The sequence below is a fragment of the Campylobacter curvus genome, from assembly GCF_013372125.1.
Classification (GTDB): Bacteria; Campylobacterota; Campylobacteria; order Campylobacterales; family Campylobacteraceae; genus Campylobacter_A; species Campylobacter_A curvus.
Genome location: NZ_CP053826.1, coordinates 540,448 through 550,362, shown reverse-complemented (window position 1 = coordinate 550,362; position 9,915 = coordinate 540,448). Strand labels below are relative to the sequence as shown.

Annotated in this window: 9 protein-coding genes; all 9 read right to left on the bottom strand. The window is 41.9% G+C overall.

All coding sequences use genetic code 11. The annotated features are described in order from the left end of the window. Positions 1-27 precede the first annotated feature (27 nt). The 9 genes from CCVT_RS02635 to nhaD all read right to left on the bottom strand — a co-directional run bounded on the left by CCVT_RS02635 (position 28) and on the right by nhaD (position 9,844). The gene (locus CCVT_RS02635; RefSeq protein WP_018136866.1) at positions 28-672 is read right to left on the bottom strand and encodes a uroporphyrinogen-III synthase; all 645 of its coding nucleotides are present in this window, start codon (positions 670-672) and stop codon (positions 28-30) included. Continuing rightward, a complete protein-coding gene (locus tag CCVT_RS02630; protein ID WP_018136867.1) occupies positions 665-1,843 on the bottom strand; it encodes a multidrug effflux MFS transporter in 1,179 nt (392 codons plus the stop codon). The genes CCVT_RS02635 and CCVT_RS02630 overlap by 8 nt, the downstream gene beginning before the upstream one ends. Before the next feature lie 24 nt (positions 1,844-1,867). After that, on the bottom strand, positions 1,868-2,383 hold the full coding sequence (locus CCVT_RS02625) for a DNA-deoxyinosine glycosylase (RefSeq protein ID WP_018136868.1): 516 nt from the start codon (positions 2,381-2,383) through the stop codon (positions 1,868-1,870). Next, positions 2,380-3,474, bottom strand: coding sequence for an AAA family ATPase (locus CCVT_RS02620; RefSeq protein WP_018136869.1), 1,095 nt, complete (start codon positions 3,472-3,474; stop codon positions 2,380-2,382). The genes CCVT_RS02625 and CCVT_RS02620 overlap by 4 nt, the downstream gene beginning before the upstream one ends. A 277-nt stretch (positions 3,475-3,751) precedes the next feature. Further along, a complete protein-coding gene (locus tag CCVT_RS02615; protein ID WP_026175509.1) occupies positions 3,752-4,396 on the bottom strand; it encodes a cupin domain-containing protein in 645 nt (214 codons plus the stop codon). Positions 4,397-4,502: 106 nt separating this feature from the next. After that, entirely contained in the window at positions 4,503-5,105 is a 603-nt protein-coding gene (locus CCVT_RS02610; RefSeq protein ID WP_018136871.1) for an NAD(P)H-dependent oxidoreductase, read from the bottom strand. 35 nt (positions 5,106-5,140) lie between these two features. Beyond that, positions 5,141-6,859 (bottom strand): DUF262 domain-containing protein, encoded by a 1,719-nt coding sequence (locus tag CCVT_RS02605; RefSeq protein ID WP_018136872.1) that lies wholly within the window; start codon positions 6,857-6,859, stop codon positions 5,141-5,143. Between the two features lie 54 nt (positions 6,860-6,913). Continuing rightward, on the bottom strand, positions 6,914-8,446 hold the full coding sequence (gene guaA, locus CCVT_RS02600) for a glutamine-hydrolyzing GMP synthase (RefSeq protein WP_018136873.1): 1,533 nt from the start codon (positions 8,444-8,446) through the stop codon (positions 6,914-6,916). Positions 8,447-8,455: 9 nt separating this feature from the next. After that, positions 8,456-9,844 (bottom strand): sodium:proton antiporter NhaD, encoded by a 1,389-nt coding sequence (gene nhaD / locus CCVT_RS02595; RefSeq protein WP_018136874.1) that lies wholly within the window; start codon positions 9,842-9,844, stop codon positions 8,456-8,458. Positions 9,845-9,915 lie beyond the last annotated feature (71 nt).

Sequence of the window (9,915 nt, the reverse complement as noted above, 5' to 3'; positions counted from 1 at the left end):
GGCTTTAAAATTATATAGATTTTTTGCTTAAAGTAACGTTTTGGCAAGCTCTACACAGGCATTTATTTCTTGCCTCGCACTCACGATGGGATTCGTAAATTTCGACAGCTCTTTTGCCGTCGTTTCACCGATGGCTACGGCTTTGTAGCTATCAAGCCAGCCAAAATTGAGGATAAAATTTTTAACGTTTGACGGAGAGGAAAAGATCAAAACGCTATTTTCAGGCGGCATTTTTTCTTTGTCAAGCCTAGCGCAAACGCTCTCATAGGCTACAATCTGGCTTACTAAAATGCCCTTTCGCTTTAAAATTTCACCTAAATTTGAAACGATGCTTTTAGCTCTTAGATAAAGCGTCTTTTTGCCTTTTAAAAGAGGTGAAATTTCAGCGGCGAATTCGCCTCCGTGAGAATTTTTAGCAGTATAAATTTTACTAAAGCCACATCTCTTGGCGGCTTTGGCGCACGGCTCGCCGATAGCGTAAATTTGCATATCCGACTTTATTTTTATATGATTAAATTCTAAGGCCTTGAAAGAGTTTTTAGAGGTCGCCACGAGCGCGTCAAATTCATCTAAATTTAGACCAAATTTTAAAAATTTTATCTCGCTTACAGGCAGGTTTATCACGCTCTCATCGTTTGAGGGAGTGTTTGAGACGAGATAAATTTCAGCCATTTTGCAGGTGTCCGCCCCTCATCACCTTAAAAAACGCCGTCAATGCAAGCAACGTGCAAACAAGCATCGTAAGCGAGCTGGAGTAGAAAATATCGCCAAGCCCCACTAGCGGAGAGACGATACCGCCTAGGAAAAACGGACAAAATCCAAGCACCGCAGAGGCCGAGCCGGCGTATCTTCTGGCGCTATTCATGGCTAGCGACGATGCGGTAGGCAGGATGAAGCCGATAAACAAAAGCATGATGAAAAACGCCACTATAACGGCATAAACGTGAAATTTAGCCGTCAAAATAAGCCCCACCACGATACTTGAGGTAAATATGCCATAAACGCCGATCCTTAGAGCCGTTTTGTCCTTTAAAAAGCTAGCCGTGCGCGAGCCGATGACAAGGGCTAGGCCGTTTGAGGCGAAGCACACGCTATAGCTCATCGAGCTAAGTCCGTAAAAATCTTGAAAAATGAACGACGAGCACGCTATATAGGCAAACATCGTACCAAGCGCGCAAGTTTGTATAGCTACAAAAAGCATGAACGTTTTGTTTATCAAAATTTGCTTATAAACGCCGTAGGTCTCGAGCAAAGGCGCTTTTATACGGCGAGGCTCGTCCAGGCTCTCTTTGAAGTTGAAATTTGCGACAAACAGCAAAACGCCGATGATGCTTAAGACCACGAATATTCCGCGCCAGTCGGTAAATTTCAGCAAAAAGCTGCCTCCGATAGGCGAAATGATCGGCGCGATGCCGTTTATCACCATCATCAGTCCAAAAAATTTAGTCATCTCATGACCGCTGTATAGATCGCTCACCACTGCACGAGAGATGACGAGGCTTCCGGCGCTCGCAAGCCCCTGAATGACGCGCATAAAGATGAAAATTTCGATGCTTTGTGCAAAAAATATGCAAATGGTACTGATCGTGTAAATGATGAGCGAGATGGTAAGTGGCCTTTTGCGGCCGAATTTATCGCTGATAGGACCTATTATGAGCTGTCCTATGGCAAGCCCGGCCATCGATGTGCTAAGCGTGAGCTGGGTAGCCGACACGCTCGTATCAAACCACGTCGTGATCGACGGTAGGGCCGGTAGATAAAGGTCGGTCACAAAGGGACCAAAAGCCGAGAGAGCACCTAAAAATAGAAGTAAAAATAATCGTGAATTGTGTTTTTTCCGCATGCTTTTTCTTGTTTTTTGGCGTGATTATACCACAAAGTTTTTTACGACCTGCCACCGACTCACTAGCTCACGCAGGCTAAATTTAGCATTTGCAGGACTTGTGGAGGGCAGCTGGATGATCTTGTTTTTAGTGGCTTTTTCTATGTCCGCTTCTAAAAATTTTTTTGAAATTTCATAGGCCTTAGCACCGTTTGCAAAGACCTGCGAGATGTCTGCGACCGAAAAGATCACACTTAAATTTACAGGTGTCACCTCTCTCATATTCGCATCGCTAGAGCCCTTTATCTCGCACGAAAGTGCGGCATCATAGATGGCTATCTGGTGGCTTAAAAGAAAATTTATCTTTTCATCTTTGCTGCTCGGCAAAGGCGAGTCGAAAATTTGCGCTAGCACCTGCCAGAAGCGATTTTGCGGATTTGCATAATAAAATCCCAGCCTACGCGAAACGACCGAAGGAAATGAGCCCAGGATTAAAATTTTAGAATTTTCATCAAATACGGGGCTAAATGCAAGCGTTTCATTTTGCACTTCCAGCATCATTTGTCTCTAAAAATCTTTTCCAGCCAAAAGCCAAACGTCGTTTCCGGCACGAAATACGCTCCGTCTTCTTTGTCTATGATCTCTCTTGCAAAAAGCTGTTTGAGTGCCGCTTGCACGGATGTTTTGCTGATGTTGTGGCTGGATAAAACACTGGCTTTAAAATACTCTTTTTGCTGCGAAACGATCATCTCCAACACCTTTTTTTGATTGCTCGTAAATGTGTCAAAAAGCAGCCTATATGCACCGTCTTTGCTTTGCAAAAGTGTGTTAAAGGCCAATTTGACGCTGTTTGCATCAAGCGTTTTTTCATTTTCATAGACGAAATACAAGATATTTTGAACGAGCTTCGTGTCGGACCTACAAAGATCGAATAAATTTTTCATCTGCACTCGCGAAACGCTTAGAAATTCCTTTGCGTATTCGTAGGCTGCGTTTGGCTCTATGCCGCCTAGCTCGAGGTGGGTCGCCATCTCAAAAAGAGGCATCTTATGGCTAAAAAGCGAGGTTAGAACATGCCTTTTTGAGCCGAGGAATACAAACGAGATATTTTTGCTTTGCTGCATAAATTTACGCAGCCTGGCATCGATCTTAAGCTCCTTAAACTCGGCGATCTGCTGAAATTCATCGATTATAAAAACGACCTTTTTATCCTTTGAAATTTCAGTCAGCATAGCAAACAAATCGTCCATTGCCTCATCGAAATTCGCATTTTTTATCATAGGATTTGCGGACAGCTCGTAGGTGTTTGGATCGAGCGTGATCTCAAAGCTTATGCGTTTTAGCTTTGAAAGCAGCGTATTAAACGTAGTTTTAAAGGTATGTTCTTGCGATTTGGCGGTATTTTTTAGAAGCTCTCTCACGAAATCCTCGCCGCATGTGATATCAAAAATGTCACTGTAAATGCAGGCAAATTCGCTCTTTTGCCGTCTCATAAACTCTTTTATGAGCGTGGTTTTACCCATACGCCTTTTTGAGTAGATGAGTAGATTTGCGGAATTTTTAGCAAATTTATATATCTGCGCGAGCTCTTTTTCGCGTCCGTAAAATGTCGAACCATCAGCCAAAGTCTCGAAAGGAAAGGGATTTTTCATAAATTTACCTTTGTCAAAATTTGGTATAAAAAAATTATACCATAAATTTTATACCGATATTACAGGGTACCGATCTCCTCTAAGAGCTACGAGTAGCGTGTGCAGTGGGAGCTAGCAGCAAAGTCTTGTTAAGAGTATGTAATGTAAAGCATCTAAAAGAGCCATAAAAACAGAAAGCACAAAGATCGGCGATAACGTTACTTTATAAGATCAAATTTCGCTCGAAACGCCGATCGATAGGTCAAAGCGACCGCCAGTGGGTAGTCGCTTAGCAAATTTACATCTTATCCTTTGTTACGATAAGTAGCATTTTAAATTTATCAGCGATCTTTAATGCATGCGGGATCTTGCCCGGAAGCACGATAGTATCGCCCTTTTTGATGTCAAAGTGCTCATCTGCAATCGTTAGCTTCATCTCGCCATCAAGTGCGATCAGCAGTGCATCGCCGGGAGCTGCGTGAGTGCTGAGCTGCTGGTCTTTTGAAAACGAGATGAGCGACATTGAGCCATTTTCATTTTTGACAAGCGTCTTGCTCACGATCTTGCCCTCCTCGTATGCCACCGCATCCACCAAGCTAAAAACACTCGCCTTGTCTAAATGCTCTATCATCAAATCCTCCTTAAAATCGATTGAGACGTATTTCGTCGGTTTGTTAAACACTAGCTTTCGCCAGACCTTTTTCTCTATCAGACACGCCGTCTCGTCCGTGAGCGTGAAATTTCGCTCGCCGTAAAGCAAGCTCGCCTCGCCCTCTACGACCCACGCGAGACTGTCGCAAAATAGCATCTCATGATCTAGCTCCTCGCCGGCGTCAAAAGCAAACACGTCGACGTGAGCATTCTCGCAATCAAAAATTCTCTTGCTAACGACGCTTTTAGCGATCACTTTCGTATCGGCATTTAGATTGTAAATTTTACTCATTTTTCTTCCTTTCGTAAATTTACGCGTCATTGTAGCTAAATTTTTTGGACGATTTGTTGATAAGGATTATCTCTTTTTGGCAAATTTAAGCCATTTTTTTACAAAATTACGCAAGCCCAGGAAAGCGTCTATCTAGCACCCCTTTGACCTGCTCTAACCAGACCTTTCGCTCGACCTCGTCGCTATCCGCAACCACTCTAAACATCAGCCGCTCAAAGGTTTTCACGCCACAAAAATCAAAAATGCAGCTTTTCCAAATTCTTTCCAGCGGATCGCCGAATATCTCGTTTTCTCTGGCCTCGGGGGTATTGGAGGCGTTAAAGACTACGGCGGCTTCAGCTTTTAAAAGCCCTATCGGAAGCCCGCCGCCGTTATCACCCGGCGCAAAATCGTAGGCCACTCCTTGCCTTAGCACGCGATCAATCCAGCCCTTTAGGATGGCTGGCGGCTCGCCCCACCAATTTGGATGAACGATCACGATACCGTGGTCGTTTGCGATGTCTTTTTGATGCACTTTTAACAGCTCATCGTAGCTTTCGTCGCTCACGAGCTCAGTGCCGCTAAGGATCGGGTTAAATTTCTCTTTATATAGATCGTGAAATTTAACCTCGTAGCCGCTATTTTGCAGTTTTTCTGCCGCTACGTTCGCAATAGCCACATTTAGACTTCTCTCGTAAGGATGTGCTAAAATGATGCAGATTTGCTTCATAATAATTTCAGTTCTTGTTTTCTTAAATTCCCTAATCAATTATAGCAAATAATAAAATCATAATACTCTCTAGCCATTTTTTTAGAACGAACTTTAGCTGCTTCAATATCAAAATCTGAATATTCTGAAATAAAAGTTTTAACTTGCTCATATTTTGATTTATTATAAACTTCCCTTTTTTCAATATATTTTAAATCACTAGCATCATTATTTAGTTGAGTCTCTAAACAAATTAGGTTGCCAATCAAGCAAGTATCATTATCTTCTGATTTTTCATTTATAATGTGTTCTACGGAAGTATCATCAGAGAAAAAATCCTTTTTCTCAAAATATTGATTAAGCTTCTTTAAAACATATTTAGCCAATACGTTTGTTGGTAAATTTTTTCTTCCGCTATATGCCAACTTAACAAAACCCTCTTCAAATTCCTCATACTTCGGCAATTTAGAGTTAAAAGTATCGTAGAGTAATTCATTAAGAATCGTATTTGTATCGCTTTTACTTTGTGTTTTTCTTAACTTGATTGCCAATTTAGAAAAATTGGTCTCATATATATTAGCCTGTTTCTTTGATATATTTGTATATGCGAAAATAAAATTTTCAAGGTATTGAATTACCTTTTTAAAACTTGAAGTTGAAATTAGCTCCCTTTTTTTTATATCTAATAGCGCTAGTAATATAATTCTGCTTTGTACCACATTAAATATACTTCCAAAAGATTGTAGACTTTGAACTAACCATTTATATTCTTGCCTATTACTGTAATCTTCTATTTTTGGATTAACAATACTAATATAAATCTTTGACTCTTTTTCTAAATCTTTTAAAAAATCAAGGTATTCATCTTTTTTTATATAAGACTTAAACGAATCATAAAGCTTATTGTTTGTTTCTTTTTTAAATTTAGATATCCAATAATGTCTATAAAAGGTTGCTAAACCTATTGAGCCATCTCTGTCTCTTAAAGTTTTTTTAACCCCTTCCCAAACACTTTCTGCATAGCCAATTCCTCCATTTTTATCATTGTGCAACTTTTCAAAAACTATGTTTTTAATAAGATCTATACTTGCAAGATTTTTACCTTTAGCATTTAAAATTTCAAAAATCATATATGCACTATCTTTATCACTGGTTACTATAGCGATAAGTTTTGACTCAAGAATTTGATCTCTAACTGCTAGTAAAATCTTCACATAGTCAAAATCTTTAAAGACCAAATTTTGTTCTTTTAATTTCTCACATGATAAATATATATTAAAAAAATCGTAAGTTTGCTTTATGTTTTCTTCTTCCTCTGTTTCTACTTCCGGGATATTGGTTTTTTCTTTAGATTGCACATAACAATCAAAATACGGATATGACGTATCACTGATCAAATGCCTTATAGGTTCGTCATTATCATTAATATCTTTAACATATCTAAAAGTTGCATCAGATAAACCTTTCTCTCCGCATTCCATTAATTTATTTGAAATTACTGACAATAATATTGTAATCACAGTTAATCTTTGCTGACCATCGACCACATCTATACTATTCTCGTTAGAATTTCCAGAAAAAACCATAGTTCCAATAAAATACACATTATTAGATAAACTGTCTCCTGCCGACTTTATACCACTAATAATATCATCTATGAATCTTTTATAAAACTGCTTATCCCAAGAATAATCCCTTTGAAAAACGGGTATCCTAAAAGTTGGGTACGTTTTAAACAGTGTTTTTACATCCATATCTTGTGGAGAAAAATTCATGATTATACCTTTCTAATAATGCTCAAATGCTGTTGCATGCCGATATTTTTACCACTACTCCCACTCTATCGTCGCAGGCGGTTTGCTAGAAATGTCATACACCACGCGGTTGATACCCGCTACTTCGTTGATGATGCGGCGAGAGATATTTTCCAGTAGCTCGTATGGCAGGCGCGAGAAGCTTGCCGTCATGCCGTCGCTAGCATCCACGACGCGCACGCAAACGGCGTTTTCATACGTGCGGTTATCGCCCATGACGCCTACGGAATTTACATTTAATAGCACGCAAAACGCCTGCCACGTTTTGTTATACCAGCCGCTACTTTTTAGCTCGTCGCGCAAGATCACATCGGCTTTGCGTAGTAGTTCGAGACTTGGGGTATTCACTTCGCCCATTATGCGTATGGCAAGCCCCGGTCCCGGGAAAGGATGACGGAAAACTAGCTCCTTTGAAAGCCCAAGCTCAAGCCCTAGCTGGCGCACTTCATCTTTAAAAATTTCACGTAGCGGTTCGATCAGCTCAAAGCTCATCCACTCCGGCAGTCCGCCCACATTGTGGTGGCTTTTTATCGTCTTTCCTGCGCCCACGACCGAGCTTTCGATGATGTCGGTGTAGAGCGTGCCTTGCGCGAGAAATTTCACGTTATCGTGCTTTTTGGCTTCTTTTTCAAAAATTTCTATAAACGTCTCGCCAATGATCTTACGCTTTTTTTCGGGTTCTACCACACCCGCAAGGCGCTCTAAGAAAATTTTACTCGCATCAATACTAACTAGCTCCACGCCAAGCTTCGTCCTAAATGTCGCCTCGACCTGCTCGCGCTCGCCAGTCCGCAAAAGTCCGTTATCGACAAAAACAAGTATCAAATTTTGCGGTATCGCAGCCGCAAGAAGTGCCGCCACGACGGAGCTATCCACGCCACCGCTCACTGCACAAAGCACCTTTTTGTTGCCGACAGTTTCTTTTATTTTAGCGATTTGCGTTTTGGCAAAGCTTCCCATATTCCACGTGCTTTCACATCCGCAGATAAATTTGGCGAAATTTTTCAAAATTTGCGTGCCAAACTCGCTATGCTGCACCTCGGGGTGAAACTGCAACGCATAAAATTTACGCTTGTCATCGCCAAAAACGCAGTAAGGCGAATTTTCGCTTATCGCCAGTGCTTCAAAGCCGTTTGGCAGGTTTTTGACGTAATCAGCGTGGCTCATCCAGACGATTTGCTTGCTCGGCGTATCGGTAAAAAGCGGATGAGATTTGAGTAAATTTAGCTCGCCCTTGCCGTATTCTTTCTGGCTGGCGGGAGCGACCTGCGCGCCAAAGACGTGAGCCATGAGCTGCATACCGTAGCAGATACCAAGCACTGGCAAACCAAGCTTAAAAATGCCTTCATTGCAAAAATAAGCGTCGCTGGCATAAACGCTCGCCGGTCCACCGCTAAGGATGATACCTTTTGGCTTTTTTGCCTTGATCTCGTCAAGCTTTACGCTAAATGGCAAAATTTCGGTATAAACGCCTTGTTCGCGCAGTCTGCGAGCGATGAGCTGAGTGTACTGCGAGCCAAAGTCCAAAACGATAATAGTGTTGTTCATCAAAAACCCTTAAAAATAAATATGTAAAATTTCAAACTGCACATACCAGACCACAAGCGATACAATATAGCCCGCAACGACCATCCAAGCGTATTTCATATGCGCGCCAAAGGTGTAAATTCCTTTTAGTTTGCCCATGACGCCCACGCCAGCTGCCGAGCCAAAGCTAATCATCGAGCCTCCGATGCCCGCGGTCAAGGTCACTAGCAGCCATTGGCTCATACTCTCGGCTACATCCGCGCCCATTACAGGATTTGATTTTAGCACCGCCGACATCACAGGGACGTTATCGACAATAGCTGAGAGGAAGCCAACACCGATATTTACGGCTGTCGCGCCAAATTTATCATAAAGTGAAACGGCATAGTTTAAAAACCCGACAAAATGCAGCGCACCGACGGCGGCTAAAATTCCGAAAAAGAAAAACAGCGTGTCGTTCTCGATCTTTGACATATAGGCAAAAACGTGCATCGGCTCTTCGTTTTTGTTCGTTTTTTTGTAGATATAAGTATAAAGGCTAAGTAGCGAAAAGCCAAACATCATGCCCCACATCGCAGGCAGATGAAAGAGCTGATGCATCATGACGGCTGAAAAAATAGTAAATGCACCCAGTGCTATGACGACCTTGCCGCCTTTTTTGATGACTACCTTCGGCTCTTTGGTCGCATCAAAATGAGGCGCACCGTCCGGTACAATACGAGAGAGCAAATAGGCTGTAACGAACCAACCGATTATGGATGCCGGGAAAAGTGCGAAAAAGTCCAAAAATGGAGCTTTGCCAGCCGCCCAGACCATCAATGTCGTAATATCGCCAAAAGGACTCCACGCACCGCCTGCGTTTGCGGCTACGACGATGTTTATCGCACCCGCAACTAGGAAATTCGTGCTATGTCTATCGATCGTAATGAGCACGGTAGAAAGTATGAGCGCGGTAGTTAAGTTATCGGCGACCGGGCTTATGAAAAAGGCTAAAATTCCAGTCAGCCAAAAGAGCCTTTTGTAGGTGTAGCCTTTTGAGACGAGATTATATTTTAGTGCGTTAAATACGTCTCTTTCGATCAAAGCCTCGATGTAAGTCATCGCGACCATCAAGAAAAATATGATCTGAGCGATCTCAAGGATCAAATGATCGACCTCATGCTGAAGTGGATGCACGTCCATGCCGTTTAAAAGCATATAAAGGCCGATCAGCAAGAACATGAAAGTGCCGATAAATATCGCTGGCTTTGCCTTGTTTATGTGGAAATTCTCTTCCGTCGCGATGAAAAAATACCCCACGACAAATATGATAAGCGATAAGATCCCGACCCAGGTCGTGGCTAAATTTACGCTCTCGCCTACCTCGTCCGCACCGAACGCAAGCGCAAAAAATAAGCCCAAAAGCCCCAATATCCTCATTTACTCTCCTTTAAATTTTAAAAATTCATGTATTTTACTTAAACAAGACTGAATACACTATTAAGCCAAGC

Bases quoted from the DNA above. Each gene is read 5' to 3' on its own strand.
- CCVT_RS02635 (WP_018136866.1), bottom strand. From the start codon at position 672: ATGGCTGAAATTTATCTCGTCTCAAACACTCCCTCAAACGATGAGAGC.
- CCVT_RS02630 (WP_018136867.1), bottom strand. From the start codon at position 1,843: ATGCGGAAAAAACACAATTCACGATTATTTTTACTTCTATTTTTAGGT.
- CCVT_RS02625 (WP_018136868.1), bottom strand. From the start codon at position 2,383: ATGATGCTGGAAGTGCAAAATGAAACGCTTGCATTTAGCCCCGTATTT.
- CCVT_RS02620 (WP_018136869.1), bottom strand. From the start codon at position 3,474: ATGAAAAATCCCTTTCCTTTCGAGACTTTGGCTGATGGTTCGACATTT.
- CCVT_RS02615 (WP_026175509.1), bottom strand. From the start codon at position 4,396: ATGAGTAAAATTTACAATCTAAATGCCGATACGAAAGTGATCGCTAAA.
- CCVT_RS02610 (WP_018136871.1), bottom strand. From the start codon at position 5,105: ATGAAGCAAATCTGCATCATTTTAGCACATCCTTACGAGAGAAGTCTA.
- CCVT_RS02605 (WP_018136872.1), bottom strand. From the start codon at position 6,859: ATGAATTTTTCTCCACAAGATATGGATGTAAAAACACTGTTTAAAACG.
- guaA (WP_018136873.1), bottom strand. From the start codon at position 8,446: ATGAACAACACTATTATCGTTTTGGACTTTGGCTCGCAGTACACTCAG.
- nhaD (WP_018136874.1), bottom strand. From the start codon at position 9,844: ATGAGGATATTGGGGCTTTTGGGCTTATTTTTTGCGCTTGCGTTCGGT.